The organism is Aestuariimicrobium sp. p3-SID1156 (assembly GCF_025144225.1).
Taxonomy (GTDB): Bacteria; Actinomycetota; Actinomycetes; order Propionibacteriales; family Propionibacteriaceae; genus Aestuariimicrobium.
Map to the genome: position 1 here is coordinate 22361 of NZ_JALXXB010000005.1, position 16909 is coordinate 39269.

Annotated in this window: 9 protein-coding genes; 4 read left to right on the forward strand and 5 right to left on the reverse strand. The window is 69.6% G+C overall.

Features of this window, described 5'->3' with window-relative positions:
- Positions 1-39 precede the first annotated feature (39 nt).
- Positions 40-900, forward strand: coding sequence for an NAD(+) diphosphatase (gene nudC / locus M3G03_RS07545; RefSeq protein ID WP_259809076.1), 861 nt, complete (start codon positions 40-42; stop codon positions 898-900).
- 3 nt (positions 901-903) lie between these two features.
- Here the strand turns inward: nudC and recD are convergent, their stop codons facing one another.
- The 3 genes from recD to M3G03_RS07560 are packed head-to-tail and all read right to left on the reverse strand — an operon-like array spanning position 904 to position 9256.
- Positions 904-2805, reverse strand: a complete 1902-nt coding sequence (recD, locus tag M3G03_RS07550; protein ID WP_259809077.1) for an exodeoxyribonuclease V subunit alpha — start codon at positions 2803-2805, stop codon at positions 904-906.
- Positions 2802-6098, reverse strand: coding sequence for a UvrD-helicase domain-containing protein (locus tag M3G03_RS07555; protein WP_259809078.1), 3297 nt, complete (start codon positions 6096-6098; stop codon positions 2802-2804). The genes recD and M3G03_RS07555 overlap by 4 nt, the downstream gene beginning before the upstream one ends.
- A complete protein-coding gene (locus tag M3G03_RS07560; RefSeq protein ID WP_259809079.1) occupies positions 6098-9256 on the reverse strand; it encodes an exodeoxyribonuclease V subunit gamma in 3159 nt (1052 codons plus the stop codon). Before M3G03_RS07560 ends, M3G03_RS07555 begins: the two co-directional genes overlap by 1 nt.
- Positions 9257-9397: 141 nt before the next feature.
- On the opposite strand from M3G03_RS07560, the gene M3G03_RS07565 reads away from it, so the two are divergent.
- Positions 9398-11455 carry an ATP-dependent DNA helicase UvrD2 gene (locus tag M3G03_RS07565; RefSeq protein ID WP_259809080.1) on the forward strand — a complete coding sequence of 686 codons (2058 nt, stop codon included), beginning with the start codon at positions 9398-9400 and terminating at the stop codon, positions 11453-11455.
- 345 nt (positions 11456-11800) lie between these two features.
- Complete coding sequence (locus tag M3G03_RS07570; RefSeq protein WP_259809081.1) at positions 11801-12112, forward strand: WhiB family transcriptional regulator; 312 nt, start codon at positions 11801-11803, stop codon at positions 12110-12112.
- A 53-nt stretch (positions 12113-12165) separates the two neighbouring features.
- Here M3G03_RS07570 and M3G03_RS07575 read toward each other — a convergent pair whose 3' ends face one another.
- Positions 12166-12555 carry a hypothetical protein gene (locus M3G03_RS07575; RefSeq protein ID WP_259809082.1) on the reverse strand — a complete coding sequence of 130 codons (390 nt, stop codon included), beginning with the start codon at positions 12553-12555 and terminating at the stop codon, positions 12166-12168.
- A gap of 1000 nt (positions 12556-13555) precedes the next feature.
- Between M3G03_RS07575 and M3G03_RS07580 the strand changes: the two genes are divergently transcribed.
- Positions 13556-15256 (forward strand): DUF2339 domain-containing protein, encoded by a 1701-nt coding sequence (locus tag M3G03_RS07580; protein WP_259809201.1) that lies wholly within the window; start codon positions 13556-13558, stop codon positions 15254-15256.
- A gap of 30 nt (positions 15257-15286) precedes the next feature.
- Here the strand turns inward: M3G03_RS07580 and M3G03_RS07585 are convergent, their stop codons facing one another.
- A complete protein-coding gene (locus tag M3G03_RS07585; RefSeq protein ID WP_259809083.1) occupies positions 15287-16813 on the reverse strand; it encodes a zinc-dependent metalloprotease in 1527 nt (508 codons plus the stop codon).
- Positions 16814-16909 lie beyond the last annotated feature (96 nt).

Sequence of the window (16909 nt, forward strand, 5' to 3'; positions counted from 1 at the left end):
TGGGTCTCGCGTCTGGCTCGACGGGGCTAGGTTGTGGGCGTGAGTTCATCCTTGGCCACCTCCCCGCACAGCCCTCTGCACCGCGCTGGGGAAGGGGGACGCGACCACCGGACGCTGGAGGCAGCGTTCCTCGACCCCAACGCCCGACTTCTGGTCGTCGACGCGCAGGGACGCCACGACGTTCGGCGCGCCGAAGGTCCCTTCGACTCCGCCGTCCACGTTCACCTGGGCTCCTCGGTGGCTGGCGATGCCCCACCGGCTGATCCGGGGCCCCACGAATGGTTCGCGATGCGTGGGGAGCCCGGTGGACCGACCATCCGTGAGGTGCACCTTTCCCCACTCATGCATGACATCGTCACCACCGCCTTGGCGGTTCTGTCGTGGCATGACCGGTCTCCGGCGTGCGAACGGTGTGGCGGACAGACCAGGTTGGCCCGAGGCGGCTTCGTACGGGAATGCGTCGACTGCGAGGCCCTGATGTTCCCGCGCCAGGACCCGGCAGTGATCGTCGCCGTGGTCGACCCGCAGGATCGCCTGCTGCTGGCCCATCAGACCTCCTGGCCGGAAGGCAGGATTTCGGTGCTGGCCGGATTCGTCGAGGCGGGGGAATCCCTGGAGCAAACCTGTGGGCGCGAAATCCTGGAGGAGGTCGCCCTGGAGGTCGACGCAGTGACTTATGTGGGGAGCCAGTCCTGGCCCTTCCCGCGCTCGCTGATGGTCGGCTTCCGGGCCCGGGCGGCGGGCGAACCCGCACCCGACGGCGTCGAGATCCAGTGGGCGCGCTGGTTCACCCGCGAGGAACTGCGGGCTCAGCTCGAGGCGGGCGAGGTCAGCCTGCCCGGGCCCGGGTCGCTGGGGCGAGCCCTGATCGAGGCGTGGCTGACCGGCGAGCTCGGCTGAGACTCAGGAGATGGCCGGTCCGTCCTCCTCCACCCGCCAACGGGACGCCAGACCCGATGCCCTCGGGTACTCCGTACCGATCGCGGCCCGCAGCTGCTCGCGCGTCCCAACGATGGTGACCTGGGAGATGGCACGAGTGATGGCGGTGTAGACCAGGTCGCGGGTGAGCAGTGGCGACCCGAGCGGGGGGAGGATGACCGTCACCTGGTCGAACTGGCTGCCCTGACCCTTGTGCACCGTCATGGCGAAGACAGAGTCGACGCCCCGCAGGAGCGCTGGGCTCAACGTCCGAGGTGCCTGCCCATCATTCAAGGCGACGCGATTGCCCTCGGCAGTGGCCACCACCACACCCGTGTCCCCATTGGACAGCCCGAGCGCCCGATCGTTCGTGGTGAGGATGACAGGGCGGCCCGGATAGTACTCCCCGGCCATTCCGAAGCCCGGGTGCGTCCGACGCAGTAGTTCCAGGGTGTGGGCTGTCCAGGTGCTGACGCCCCAGGGACCCTCGCGATGGCCACACAGCACACGGTGCCGATCCAGACCGGCCAGGGCGTCGGCGACCCGACCCTCCTGCGCTGCCTCCACAACTCGGTTCCACTGGTCGGACACCAGCTCACGCCGATCGGGCAGGCTGTCCCAACTCGTCGAGTGGTTGAGCTCGAGTTCGACCAGTCGCACCGAGCCCTGCGAGGAGTCCAGCACTGCCAGCGCCGCCTCGGCATCACGCGCTCGGATGGCCTCGGCCAGGGGTTGGATGTCAGCCTCATTGCGCCAGCCCACGGTGAGCTCGGTGATGGCAGGTTCTCCAGAACCCCCTCCGACGGTGAGGCCGCTGCGCACCACATCGGCCAGCACGGTGCCGGCGCTGACCGACTTGAGCTGCTGCGGGTCACCCACCAGCAGCAGGCGTGCCGTGGGCCGCACCGCCGACAGCAGGATCCCGAACTGGTGCAGGTCGACCATCGACACCTCGTCAACGACCACCACGTCGTGGGGGAGCTGGTCGAGCGGCCCCGCACGGTACTCACCGGTGAGGCCCCGGGCGCCCAGCAGGGAATGCAGCGTCTGGCCGGCCCCCAGCGGTGGGAGTTGCCCCGCCAACTCACTGGCCTGCTCGGCGACGGATTCACGCAGTCGGCTCGCCGCCTTGCCGCTGGGAGCCGCGAGCGCCACTCGTGGAGCGGGCAGCGACAGGGCCTCGAACTGGGCCGCGACCGCAGCCAGGACGCGTGCCACAGTCCGGGTCTTGCCCGTCCCGGGACCCCCGGCCAACACGGTGGTCCACGATGTCAGGGCGCGCTCCACGGCCAGCCGCTGGAGTGCCTGCCGGCTGTCATCCGCCGGGTAGAGACGAGCAAGGCTTTCAGCTGCCACTGCCTCGTCGATCACCGGGGGGGTCTGGACCTGTCGCGCGTGCAGCAGGTCGACCACCAACTCCTCCTGGAGCCAGTAGCGCTCCAGGTAGACGCTGTGGCCCACCACGCGCAGCAGGACGCTGTTCGGCTCACTGCCGGCATCCCCGACCGGCGGCAGGACGGACAGGTGGTCAGCCCATTCCGATGCCGTCGGCCATTGCAGCGTGTCAAGCAGTTCCCGGCGCCGTGTGCTGAGCTCAGCCGCTCCCAGGTCTTCTCGCTGGAGGACAACATCGACGAATCGCTCCTCGGCGTCCTCCAGGTCCAGGACAGTGGAACCAGCCCTGACCGCTGCCAGGCCCAGCGCAGTGGTCAGCTCGAAGAGGTCATCGGGGCAGCGTGTGAGCTGCGAGAGGGTGCGGGCCAGCTGGACGTCGGAGACATCGATGGCGCCCACGGTGTGGGCGCGTGCCAGCAGCGTGTCGGAGCCGCGAATCAGCACTGAGAGGTCGTGTTCCCCGACACCAGCGTGTTCGCGCGTGCGGATCATCGCGCCACTCCTTCCGCGGACGTCGGCCGAGCGCCGGCCAGGACGGCATCCGCCGCCCGGATGAAAGCGGTCGGCGGCATCCAGGTGAAGACGCCCGCAGGCATCCCCCCGATCTCGGGGGTTTGGGGGCCCGCCATCCCGCGGACGAAGAGGTAGCCCACGCCCCCGAGGTGACGATCCGGGTTGTACCCGGGTAGCCGCCAGGCCAGGAAGCGGTGGAGTGCCACCGAGTAGACCAGCGCCTGGAGGGGGTAGTGGGCCAGCACCATGGCACGCGTCATCGCAGGGCCGCTGTAGTCCTGGACCGACAGCACCTGTCCGGCCTCGACGGGCAGGGTGTTGGTCTTGTAGTCGACCACCACATGGCGATGGTCGTCGCCATCAGGGATGCGCAGTACCGCATCGATGGACCCGTTGAGGAAACCATGCAGGACCTGGTCGGCGGCGGGAGTGTCGGCCAGGACCTCGCCATAGTGCGCCAAGGGATCACCGGCCGGGAGGAGGTTGCGGTCGCTGAAGAGGCTCGCCAGGTCGGCGACCGTGCTCCGTCCCTGCGCACTGCCCATGGTCATCTCGAAGTCCAGTTCCGGAAGGCGATCGCGAGCCGGCAGGTCGCGCAGGGTCCCCCCAGTGAGCGCACCCAGGGGGGTGTCAAAGACCAGTTCCAGCGCGGTGACGAGCTGCTCGCGATCCACCTCCGGACCGAAACCGCGCAGGTAGGGCTCTGCGGCGTCCTCGATGGCCCGGTGCAGGTCGGCAGCCTGGGGGTCGACGTGTTCGAGGATTGCGTGGACCAGGGAACCGAACTCGGCGCCGCCGGGGATGCCCGCCATCGGCGAGGGCACTATTTCGCCCACGTCACCAGGAGCAGGTGGTGGCCCTGCTGCACCGCTGTCGGGATCCTCGACCACGAGCGGTTCGTCCATCCCCGGCTCAGGGGACATGCGCAACTCCGGGGAGAGTTCATGCAGGTCGGCGGTGAGACCGGTGTAGGAGGTCCGCCGCCAGGTCCGGTCGATGGTGCGGGTCCAGGCCCGGGCCGCCACCCACTCCTGCTCCCGCTGCTCCCAGGGGTGTCGCGCAGGTTCGGGACGATCATCGATGCGCACGATGGAGAGTGATGTGAAGCGGGGCCGGTCCAGAGACGAGATGAAGGCGTCAACCCCCGAGGGGGAGAACTCGGCCCCCGGCGGCGGTGCCGTGCCGGGGTCGTCATGGGTCAGGAGGCGGTGAAGGGGGGAGAGCCCGGTGCGAGAGGTGTTCGCCCACCACAGCCGGAGGCCATACCGAGCGCGGGTCATGGCCACATAGGCCAGCCGGAGGGCCTCGGCCGACTCCTCCTCCGTCCGCTCCGCCACCGGACGCACGTCCAGCTCCGGGTGCCCACCCGGTTGGTGCACCACACGCGGCGTCCATTTGTCGGGCTTCGCCTCCGGGTTCGTGACGAACCACAGGTCGGGGATGAGCACCACGGGGAAGCCCAACCCCTTGGCGCCATGCATGGTCAGGACGCGCACCGCGTCCCGGTCGTTGCCCAGTCGTCGCGAGGAGCTTTCGGACCGTCGCTCGGCCTCGCGCAGCCAACGCCGGGTGCCCTCGGGGCGGGAGCGGGTGGCCAGTTCATGGGCGGACAGGGCTTCCCCCACCTGCAGCAATTCACTGAGGCGGTCCGCACCCCCATCGGTCGAGAGCAGGCGCTCGTGCAGGTTGAAGCGGGAGTAGAGGGCGTCCATCATGACCGCGATACCCCGGGTGCGCCAGAGCTGGGAGAGGGAACGGATCTCCTGGGCCAGCTCGTCGAGGTCGCTGGGCCTGGCGGCCACGAGGCGGTGGAGGTCCCATCCGATGAGTCCGGTCAGGCTGGAGCGCCGGATGGTCTCGCTGCGGACGTCCAGCAGGGTGTCGAGCAGGACCTGCCAGTCCTTGGCGGAGTCCCCGGTCAGCACCGAGGCCTCGCCGGCCGGCACAGCGGGGACGCCGGCCTTCTGGAGGGCGGCGCAGACCACGGCCATGTGGTGGCTGGTGCGGCAGAGCACCGCGATGTGGGACGCCCGGAGCCGCTCATCACCTGCGACACCATCGGGGGTGTTCGTCGGCAGGGGGACGCGGACCCCGCCACCCAGGAACTCCACCACGTGGTTGGCGAGGTCTACCGAGATCTCGTCCATGGCGGTCCAGGTGTCGGTGGGGGCAGTCATCAGGCGCAGTTCGACCGGTGGTACCGGCTGGTCCCCGATCAGGCCCACCGCGGAACCCTGCGAGGGATTGGTGGCGATTCCCTCGCCGAGCGCAGAGCTGTTCAGGATGGCGTCGATCCCGGCGAGGACGGACGCCCCACTGCGCCAGTTCCGCTGCAGTGAGAAGCGGGGATGGTCCTGGGCGGCCATCAGGTAGGCGTGGACATCGGCCCCGCGGAAGCCGTAGATGGCCTGCTTGGGGTCACCGATGAGGACGAGCAGGGCGCGCCCCTCGAAGGCCTCGCGGAGGATCTCCCACTGCTGAACATCGGTGTCCTGGAACTCGTCCACCATCACCAGGCGGTAGCGCTGCGACAGGGCGTCCTTGACAGCCCCGCGCAGGGGGGAGGAGGTGAGGGCCTCGTGGAGGCGTCCTGACATGTCGTCGTAGGAGTAGACTTGGCGGACGCGCTTGCGGTGTTCGAACTCACGGCGGGCCTCGTGCACCTGGTCCTGCCGCAGGTCCTGACGGCCATCCTCGACGCGGGCCAACGGCAGCGAGCCGTGCAGGAGACCCTCCCTGACCAGCTTCAGCGTGCGGGAGAAGTCCGGTATCTCGCCCACCGCGTCGTGGGAGCTGCGCAGGTGGACATCCTCGGCGATCTCCCGGATGAGGTCATCCAGCGGAGCCACAGAAGCCGTGGTGGCGTCGTGGTCCACGAGGATCCCCAGGTGGGAGAGCATGCGCTGGCTGAACCCGTGGTGGGTCAGGATCGTGGCACTGTCGAAGTCGGCGGTGGCGGCCTCCAGACGCGCTGTTGTCCCTGCCCGGTCGCGGTCCAGGGCGGCGGAGATGACATCATCGGGCGGAAGCTGCCCGGACCGGGCCGCGGTGAGGGCTGTGACCAGTCGTGCGTGCACCCGGCTGCGCAGCTCTGCGGTGGCCTTGACGGTGAAGGTCACCAGCATCACCTGGTCGACGGTGCAGAAGCCCTCTGCCAGTGCCCGAACCACGATCTCGGCGATGTTGTGTGTTTTGCCCGTACCGGCGCTGGCCTCGACCACCACCGTCCTGTTCGCCAGCTCCAGCTCGGCGACCTGCAATGTCGGGATCATCAGTCCTCCACCCTGTCGAACATGCTGAACAGGAAGTCCCCGGCCTCCTGGCTTGTCGCGGGCAGGCAACCTCCCGGGATGCCGATGCAGGTCTCGGTCTCGAGCAGGTGGCGCGCCCAGCGGGGAGCGAAGGCTGCCCAGTCCTGGTCCCGCTCCCGGTGCCAGTCCCGCCCGACCGCCTGGTCCACCTCTCCCGCGGTTCGTGCTGACCACAGCGTCCTGGGCGGTGCGATGAAGGGATGGGTCAGGCCATGCTGCTGCAGGCACACCAGTCTGGCCAGGTCCTGCTCTGCCGTCCTGCCCGAAGCGGACGTCCACTCGGCGCGCCCGGCAGGGGTGAGGGCCACCAGCCGAGGGTCGGTCCCGGTGCTGACCGCAAGGACGAGGGCGCGGACCCAGCCTTCCAACACCTTGCCGGCGCTGAGCCGGCGGGATGCGGTGATGACCTCGTGGTGGCCGGAGACTGAACCCACCGAGCCAACCACTTCGACTGGTCCGAAGGACGCCCCACCTGCCCTGCCTTCGACGATCGCGGTCACCGGCGTCGGCTCAGCCTCCCAACCCTGCTCGCGCAATTCCTGACCGAAGCGTGCCCCTTGTTGGGCAGCCCGCTCCACTCTGCGCCGCGCCGCGACGATGGGAGGCAGGCCGTGGTGGGCAAGCTGATGGTTGAGGAAGGATGCCAGCGGCTCGCCCCGACGAGCGGCCTCCATGGCCTGGGCCTTGACCCGCCACACGTCCAGGCCGTCCAGCGCCATGGGGATGGAACTGGTCTGCTCGCTCGACCACGTCGACAACCGAAGCCCTGCCCGGCGCTGCAGGAAGGCGCGCACGGGGTGGGCGAAGAAGGTGGCCAGGTCGTCGACGTCGATCCGGGTGTCCAGTGCGAGGGGAGGGTGGTCGCGGTGGCTTCGCGTCATCTTCTCGGATGTCCGGCGCCGGTGGGAGCCCGCGAAGGCGCGGCGTCCGCGCTCGTCGAAGCTGCGTGGCAGTTCGCCGCTGTCGGGGTTGGCGAAGTAGTTGGGGCCCGACCAGGACAGGGCAGGCCAATCCTCGACCAGCGTGCTGCCGGGCATGGCTGACTGTGCGGCGTCTAGGAGTTCCCCCACGGCCACAGGCGCATCCAGTCGCTCGAGGCTGGTGGGGGAGTAGCCCTGGTGGATGACTGTGAACTGCTCGGTGGCCGAGAGCAGGGCATTGAGCAGGTGTTGCTGCTGGAGCTCGCGCGGCAAAGGGGGCCCGTCGGCCTCATGCGCGGTGAGGAGGTCATCGCCGATCTCATGATTGCTGCCCGGGAAACGCTCGTCATCCAGGCCCAGGGTGACCACGATGCGGTGGGGAATCCCGGAAAGCTCCTCCAGGCCGGAGAAGACCATGGCGCCGGTGCCGAATGCGGGGCGCGAGCGGGCTTCGGCGGCAAGCTGCTCCACGGTGAGTCGCATGTCAGCCAGGGAGAGCTGCGCACCGTGGGACTCGGCATCCTCGTCCGAAGGGCCGGCCCAACGTGCCAGGGCGGCTCGCGCCACCGCCAGCTGCCAACGCTCGGCCCGGGGCATCGCCACCAGGTCTGACAGCAATGCCTGGAGCCTGGTGTTCCACACCGTTGCCGTGGCCGGTGTCGCGTCGACGTGGAACTTGCGGATGCGGCTGATGAACTCCCCGAGTTGGCCGGCCATCTCGGCGCCTGCCGCGTCAATCGCGATGGCCGGGGTGCGACTGTTCACTGCGGTCAGCGGCGCATCCCCGAGGACAGCGCCCAGGGCCAGGGATTCCACGCCGGATCGCCAGGTACCGCCGAAATGGCCGATGCGGGCGTCGCGGCGGTGTTCCTGGTCGATGCCCCACTGGACATGGCCCTTCTGCACCAGCATCCGGAGCAGTTCCCCCTCGTCCTGGCCGAAGCCGAACCTGGTGGCCACCGGGGTGCTGAGGCACAGCTCGACCAGTTCCTCCCAGGTGGCACGGCTGGAGCGCAGGGACATCACGGCCAACAGGAGGTTGAACACCTCGTTGGGCTGGCGGCCAGCCGTGGTCGAGATGGAGGCGCGCAGCTGGTGCCCCGGGTGGGGGTCGTCGCTCACGGGCTGGATGACCATGGCGGCATCCACCAGCGGTGCAAAGGACTCCAGGTCGGGGCAGAGCACCGCCACGTCGCGTGGCTCCAGGCTCGGGTCATCCTCGAAAAGGCCGCAGAGATAGTCCCGGAGCACCTCGACCTGTCGGTTGGGCCCGTGCGATCTGATCACGGTGAACCCCGGGCGCCGGCCCTGCACGGTGTAGGGATCACCCGGCTGACCGAGTACGGCAGCCTGCAGGCCTCCCGCAAGCGGCCTCGCGGTGGTCGGGCGGTGGACCGGAACGGGAGGCTTGCCCTCGGCGGTCCAGCCCCGCTCGGCCATCTGGTGAACCCGCCCGAGCCGACCCAGGGGACCGCCCTCCCGTGAGCTCGACAGCTGCCAGACGGTGACGGGACAGGCCTCCGCGAGCGCCGTCACCAGAGCGCGATCACGCGGATGCAGGGCGGTGACGACCAGGACGTGGAGGGCAGGGGGAAGTTCCAGACGCCCCGCGGCCAGGGCCTCCACCAACTCCTGGTGCCGTTCGAGGGGGGCCGGTGCCTCCACCAACGACCTGACACGTCGCCAGAGGTGCGGCTGCCAGTGCTGTGTCCGAGGAAGGGGATCACCCTGCGGGCCGACCAGCTCGCCCGCGTCCCAGGCTCGCACCATGTGCTCCCGGTCCAGGCAGTAGCGGCGTTGCAGGCGTGCGATGCGCCCCGCTGTGGCGAGCCGGCGGCCGGGCCGCAGCTCGTGATTGCGCAGGTGGTGGGCAAGGGGAGCAGCCCAGTCCTCCTCCAGGCCTTCATCGAGCGCTCTCACCACGGTGCGGGCGAGCAGGTGGGCTGCCCAGGGGTCGTCCTCCGGCCAGCCCAGCTCTGCGCCCAACCGGTGTCTCAGATGCGCCAGCGATGTCAGGTCCACGCCGGCGCAGACGCCGAACCCATTCCGTGCGGCGATCTGTTGTGAGACATAGCGCTGGTGCCCCGGCCCGGGGCAGGCGACGACGGGAGCAGTAAAGGGGCCGATCGCCGCATCATCGATGGCAGCGGAAATCCCCTCCACCAGGACCCCCAGATGGGGTGACGAGAACACCTGCATGACTTCCCTCTCCACGTTCCAGACCACCCTATGAGGCGGGTACGACAGAAGGTGCGCGGGCGGCCCGGGATGGCAGTCCTGCCGGTGCGCCCAGGTCGGCAGGATCAGGGTTTGTCGGGGCCGCGGTTAGGGTGGGGCACCGTGACCACCCAGCAGCGCATCAATGAGGTCCTCGGCGCCCTCGATCCCGACCAGCGGGCCGTCGCGGAGTGCGTCCAGGGCCCGCTGGTCGTCATCGCTGGCGCCGGGACCGGCAAGACGCGTGCGGTCACCCACCGCATCGCCCACGCCTCGCTGGTGGGTGCGGCCGACCCGCGGCGCACGCTCGCGGTCACCTTCACCACCCGCGCCGCCGGTGAGATGCGCGGACGCCTGGCCCAGCTGGGCGTCGAGGGCGTCCAGGCCCGGACCTTCCACTCGGCCGCCCTGAAGCAACTCCAGTACTTCTGGCCACGGGCCTACGGGGTGGAGTTGCCTCGCCTGGTCGAATCCCGGTTCGGCCTGGTCGCCGAGGCCGCCGCCCGTCAGCGGCTCTCGACGGAGACGAGCATGGTCCGCGACCTGGGCGCAGAGATCTCCTGGGCCAAGGTCTCCAATGTCACCCCGGGCAACTACGCAGGGATCGCACGCGCGTCGGCGCGTGAGGTGGCCAACCTCGAGCCCGCCGTGGTGGCACGCGTCCTCACTGACTACGAGGCCATCAAGCGGGAGCGCGGGGTGATCGACTTCGAGGACATCCTGCTCTGCGCGGTCGCGCTGATGCACGAGCACCCCGACGTCGCGGCCCAGATCCGTGATCGGTACCAGCACTTCACTGTCGATGAATACCAGGATGTCAGCCCCCTCCAGCAGTCCCTGCTGATGCTCTGGTTGGGGGACCGCGACGATGTCTGCGTCGTGGGGGATCCCGCCCAATCGATCCACGCCTATGCCGGTGCGCGGCCGGACTTCCTCACCGGCTTCGCGCGGCGTCATCGTGCAGCGAAGGTGGTCAGCCTGCACCGGGACTACCGCTCCACACCGCAGGTTGTCGAACTGGCGAACAATGTGCTCCACCCACCGCACTTCACCAAAAGGTCGGACTTCCGCCTGGTCGCCCAGCGTGCCCCGGGCCCGGAGCCGGTCTTCGAAGGGCACGCCACCGACACCGATGAGGCTCGCGCCATCACGACCTGGTTCACTGCACTCCACCGTTCTGGGACGCCGTGGAGCGAGATGGCGGTCCTGTTCCGCATCAATGCCCAGGCGCCTGCGCTGGAGGCGGCCCTGACCGAGGCCGGCGTGCCCTATGTGGTGCGAGGGTCCGAGCGCTTCTACGAACGCCCCGAGATCCGCCAGGCGCTGCGCCTGCTCGTCTCCCACGCGGGCAACACGCCGGACGATCCCGGAGTTCCTGCCGTGCGGGCCATTCTTGCGGGTGCCGGCTGGACCGCGGAGCCGCCGGCGGGGTCGGGGGCCGTGCGTGAGCGCTGGGAATCGCTCAGCGCGCTGGTACACCTTGCTGAGGAGATCGGGGAACCCCACACCCTGGCCGATGTGGTCGAAGAGCTCACCCTTCGGGCCGATCGACAGCAGGCACCGCAGGGTCAGGGGGTGACAGTCGCCACCCTGCACTCGTCCAAGGGACTGGAGTGGGATGCGGTGGCGCTGGCCGGCGTGGCGGAGGGAAGCCTGCCCTTCGCACTCTCCCAGACCCGCGAGGCCATCGACGAGGAGCGCCGGCTGCTCTACGTGGGCATCACTCGTGCCCGTGAACACCTGCGACTGAGCTGGTCGCGCTCCGGCGGGCCAGGGCGCGCAGGACGCTCGATGTCGCGCTTCCTGGTCGGGCTCACCCCCGGGACGCTGCGGGAGGCTGCTCCGGAGCCAGCCTCTCGACCCAGGCGAGGCAGCGCGCTGTCGCAGAAGTGCCGGGTCTGCGGGGAGTCCCTGGGCACGGCAGCCTCCCGCAAGCTGGGCCGACACGAGCAGTGCCAGTCCACCTACGACGAGGCGCTGCTGGCGGAACTGAAGGGGTGGCGCAAGGACGCCGCCGCAGGGGCCCCGGCGTTCGTCGTCTTCACCGATGCCACCCTCATTGCCATTGCCGAGGCCATGCCAAGCGACGCGGACCAATTGCTTGAGGTGCCAGGCGTGGGGCCAGCCAAGCTCGACACATGGGGCGATGCGTTGCTGGAACTGCTCGACAAGTTCCGCTGAATCGGCGAAACCCCTTGTCAAAAATGAGTTGCCGTGGCACCGGTGCTGCCCGCTAGAGTGGTGCCTGTTCGTTCCGGTGAGCCCATCGGAGAAGTCACGAGAAAGGGGGTGGAAGCCATGATCACAAGCAATGTCTGCTCGTGGACACGAGTGCGCAAGCCATTTGCAGCCGGCTCCGCCCTGCACCTTATCGACAACTCCATCGGATTCACCCTGGCACCCGGGGGCAGCCTGCCCCGCTGAGGTTGCCCCTCGCCTGCTGAGGCCGTGAATCCGACCACCGGGATTCGCGGCCTTTTTCCGTCTCCCGGTCACCCGATCCCCAGACTTCACCAGGAGACACCGATGCACGCCCGAGCGCTCGACACCCTCGACCAGGTGGTCGACCCTCTCGAGGTCGCCACGCTCAGCCTTCCCTGCCACGACGTCGACCCCGAGCTCTTCTTCGCACCCGAGCCCGAGCGCGTGGAGGAGGCCAAGCAGGTCTGCGGCCCCTGCCCCCTCATCGCCGAATGCCTCGCCGGAGCCCTGCGCCGCGCAGAACCTCACGGTGTCTGGGGTGGCCAGCTGCTCGTGGACGGGGCCGTGGTGGCGCGCAAGCGTCCGCGTGGCCGCCCCCGCAAGGAGAGCGTGCCCGTCGTGGCGCCCGCAGCCTGAGCAGCGACAGCCGGAGCAGGGGCGGCCCGGACGGCGTCCCATTCGCGAACCCATCACCCGGCCAGGGCCAGCCCGGCACCGCAACACTCGCGTTGCTGCCGGGCCGGCTCGAAGCCGGAATCAGCGCTGGACGACAGCCAGCGCCACCCCCTCGCCGGGCTCCCACCCCCTGAACGTTGACGCAACAGCAGAACCACCTGGCTGCGGACCCACTCGTCCATCCAGGCCGGCACCGAGCGTGACTCGAGGATCGGTGGTGGCGGGAGGCTCGTAGCCAGAAGACGTTCCGCAGCGGTGTCCAGCTCACAGAGGGTGCAGGGACCATCCGCCGGGAACCAGCCCACCCGGCAGCCTCCCGAGCTGGTGGTGATGACGACCTGGTCCAACCCGGAGCGGCGCACCAACCAGGACAACGTGTGGTCCACGGCCGCCCCGTGACTCACCACCAGTCCTTCATGGGCTTCCAGCTCCGCCCTGGTGGGCAGTCGGGGGAAGCGGCGCCGGCCAGTGAGGTGGTGGCGCACTCTCGCGTGGGGAGCGAGGCTTCCCTCCAATCCGGACCCCGATGGTTCGACCAGGAGGACGTCGAGTGGGTCGTCCCGGAGCAGCACCGAATCCGCCCGGAGCCTGTCGACCACCTTCCGGCATGCCGGATCCCCCGACACCCACTCCGGAGGAGTCGCCCAGGCCGATCCCAGGTGGCGCAGCCACCCGACCAGGCGTGGATCCACAGCGCGGAGCCGCCAGACACGGGCACCGAGACGAAGATCGAGGTCCCCGGCCGGCCCGGTCCCACCCGTCTGCACCACCTCGACGGCCGGGTGCAACCGCCACCGCCCCCGGGCGGCCGGGAGAGGACCAACAGGCAATGGCTGAACAGTCATGACAGCAAGTAGAGCCGGCTGCCAGGCGCCACGCCAGAGCTCCCGGGCGACGGACAACACCGGTCCCACAACGGACAACACCCCGACCCCGTCGGACAACACCTGGGCCAGGACATGGGGAAGGAGACGCCCCCGGTGGTTCCTCGCATGCCTTCCCCTGCACGCGCGACCCAACCGGGGGCTGGGTCAAAGCTAGCCGCCCCCGCTGGCCGCGTCAACCCGTTCGACCCTCCGGGACGGGATACTACGGCTCATGGACGGACAGCAGTGGGACGAGGTCCGCGCTCGCCTCCGGGCGATGCGAGCCGAACTGGATGCCCTGGAGCAGTTGGTGGAGCGTGGGGGCGCGGCGCGGCAGGTGCATCCCCCACATCCTCCTGCCGCCTCGGTGCCTCCAGGGGCCAGACCACACACTCCTCTCCGCCCGCCTCCCGGGCAGGTCCCACCGATGTACGCCCCGCCCATTCCTGGAGGTCAGTTCCGTCCCCTGCCCCCACCGCCCCGTCCGGTCAGCCCACGCGTGCCGTGGCACGAGCAACCCGGTGCCATGGCGCAGGTGATGGCAATGATTGGTGCCTTCGTGCTCCTGGTCGGCATCGTCCTCCTACTCCTGGGTGGCCGTGCGGACGTGCTGCCGGCCCCCGTGGCAGTCGGCCTGGCAGTTGCGGCATCGGCCGCGATGGTCGCCTTCGGCTGGTCGCTCAAACCCCTCCTGCCCGTCCCGGCAGGGGAACCAGGGCAGGTCGGGCAAGGTGCCGAGGCGCCGCAGAACGCAGAGTCACCTCATGTGGAGTCACAGTCACCGCAGAATCCGGGCGCGGTCGCCCTCATGGGGGTGGGCTTCAGTGGTCTGCTGCTGACCCTGTGGGCGGCGACGAGCCTGTTCGACTGGGTGGACCCGGGGGTGGGCGCGGGGCTTGCAGGGATCCTTGCCCTGGCAGGGCTGTTGCTCGCGCGTCATCGTCGTTCCCAGGCACTCCACGTGATCATCGTCGGAGGAACCAGCCTGATGGGGCTCAATCTCGGCAACGCCATGGCGTGGAACGCGGTGTTCTGTCTCGTCATTGCGGCTGCCGGGCTGGCGATGCAGGATCGGCGCCTCCGGTGGCCCGTGGCGACAGTCGCGCGGAGCATCTTCGTTCCGTTCGCCCTGTTCTGGGCGGCCACGCACGTGGTCTCGGTGGTGGCCGCGGTGGGGTTCTCCGTGGTGGCCCTCGTGGACGTCATCCTCGAGACGAGGAAACGCCCGGAATCGTGGATGCCCATCCTTCCCATGCTCATGGCTGCACTTCCCTGGATGTACCTCACGGAGGTGGACGCCCGGCTCTGGTGGCCGGCCAGCATCCTGGTGGTCATCCTGCACCTCGTCACCGCGCTCGCGCTTCGAGCGGAGGCAGGAAACGCCGCAGTGATCGTCCTGCTCGCCGCCGCTTTCGTGCTCCTCCAGATGGACCGAGAGGTGGGGGCCAGTGAGGCATGGTTCCTCCCGGCCGCGGCAGCCCTCGGCTATGCGGTCTGGGCCAGGGTCACGGCTTTCGCCCCCGCCATGACGGCCTCCACCGTCGTGGGGGGCATGGTGGCCCTCCTGTGCTCGTGGTGGGTTGTCCCGCTGGCCAGCCAGCATCTGGTCGACCAGCAATTGCACCTGTGGCACCTGGGAACCGCCATCCTCCTGACCGGCGCAGTGGTCCTGCAGGCCAACTGGTGGGCCGGTCGCCGAGGTCTACCGGGCTCCATCCTGTTGTGGCGGGCGCTCGCCTCCCTGCTTCCGGGCAGCGCCGCCCTGATCCTCGCAGGGTCGCTGGCCGGACGCGCCGCAGGTCGACCGGAGACCGGTTTCGTGCTGGGGCACGTCATGGCGACGATCGCGTGGGCAGCCGTGGGCGTGTGGCTGCTGCTGTGGCTGCGTCCCCGGTCCCGGACCCCGCGCCAGATCAGTCGGCTTGGCGTCGTGCTCGTCCTGCTGGCGGTCGGCAAGCTGTTCCTCTTCGACCTGCAGGAACTCGACGGGGTGTTCCGCGTGGCAGCCTTCTTCGTGGTTGGCCTGCTGCTGGTGGCAGTCGGGGTTCGCCAAGGGAACATGGTGAGCCGCGAGGGTGCGGGCAACCCCACTGACCAGCCGCCCACCGCCCAGCCCCCGAGCGCCCAGCCCCCGAGCGCCCAGCCCCCGAGCGCCGAGCCCCCAAGTGCTCAGCCAACCCCTTCCAGGGCTCCGCTGGGCAGCCCGCACGCCCCGCCCCGGAACGATTGGAGCGACTGACGCAGGAGCCGCGAAGAACTCGGCCCAGGCTCAGTCCTCCGTGCGTCCCTCTTCGCGCAGCAATTGCTCAAGCCCCTTGTCCCACTCATCGGCCTCCGCCTGTGGACGTGCCTGCGGGTCAGCGAAGCCGAGCGGATCGTCAAGGTCGGCGGCCACGGGCAGGAGGTCGGGGTGCGCCCAGAGCGCATCGCGATCCGCAGCACCACGCTTGTCCAGCACGGCAGCCCACAGGTTCTCCGCGTCCCGGACGCGACGCGGCTTGAGCTGCAGCCCGACCAGTGTTCGCAAGACGTCGTCCGAGGCACCGGCTGCACCGCGTCGACGACGGACGGCCTCGGCGAGGGCCGGGGCCGTGGGCATCCAGCGTCCGGCCGCCTGGGTCACGACGTGGTCGACCCACCCCTCGACAAGCGCGAGCAGGGTCTGCAGGCGGTCCAGGACCTCGGCCTGCTCCGGAGTGGGCTCGGGGTCGAAAAGTTTGCCCTGCAGCTGTTCGCTCATCTCCTGCAGGCGTGCCGGGTCCAGGCCGCCCACGTTCTCGACGTCGATCGAGTCCTGGAGGGCACGCAGGTCGATGCGCGTCTCCCTCGCGTAGTGCTCGACCAGGGCCTGCAGCTGCGGTCCGAGCCAGGCGGCGTGGGCGAACAGCCGTTGGCGTGCGGCCTCGCGCAGGGACAGGTAGAGCCAGACATCGGTCTCCGGCAGGTCAAGCTCGCCGAAGTGCTTCTGGATGTTGTCGGCCAGCAGGGCGACGCGAGGCGCGGCCAGCTGAAGCCCGACATCGGAACTCGAGACCACCGACGTGGACAGTTCAGCCAGGGCCTGGGCGAACTGCGCGCCATACATCTGGCGGGCCAGGTTCTCCATCATCGGGGCCAGCATGGAGCTGAGCATCGCCATCGGGTCCTGCGCGTCGCTGCCTTCTTCGGGGGTCTGGCCCAGGCTCGCCGCCAGCGCCTTGATCACCGGTTCGGCCAGGGGACGCCAGGAGCCGAAGGTCTGCTCGATCCAGTCTGCACGGCTCCACACCGCAGGGGTCGCCTGCACCGCCGGGAACTCGACTGCCTCGTCAAGCCACATCTCGGCCAGCCGCACCGACTCCCCGAGTAGGCGCCGCTGTGCCTCAGTGGGGGAGGGGTCCGGCCCCAGGGATGCCGACATCTGCCGCACCATGTTCTTGAGCCAGGCCCAGTCGTCGGACTGACTCGCTCGACCGGCGGTCGGGGCCTGGAAACCGATTCCCCCCGAGGGTGGCTGTGGTGCGCCGGGCAGTTGGCCGAAGAGCTGGCTGAACTGCTGCATCAGCGCGTTGAGGTCCATCTGCTGGGCCCCAGCAGCGCCCCACGCCGGGTTCAGGCCAAGCTGGGCGAATAGTTGGGCGAGGGGGTCCTGCGGACCACTCGTCCCGCCGGTCGACGGCTGGTCGTGGGACCCCCGGTCGTCATGGGACTGCTCCTTGTCGGGCTGGTCCCTGTCCTCGGGCTGGTCCCTGTCCTCGGGGCGGTCCCTGTCCTCGGGGCGGTCCCTGTCCTCGGGGCGGTCCGGGTGCTCGGACATGCATCACTCCTGGCTTCCAGCGGGCTCGGTCTGCCCTCCACGGTGGGTTCCACTCTACGGGTGTCGCCCCAACGCCCGGCCGTTCCCGTCGTTCGC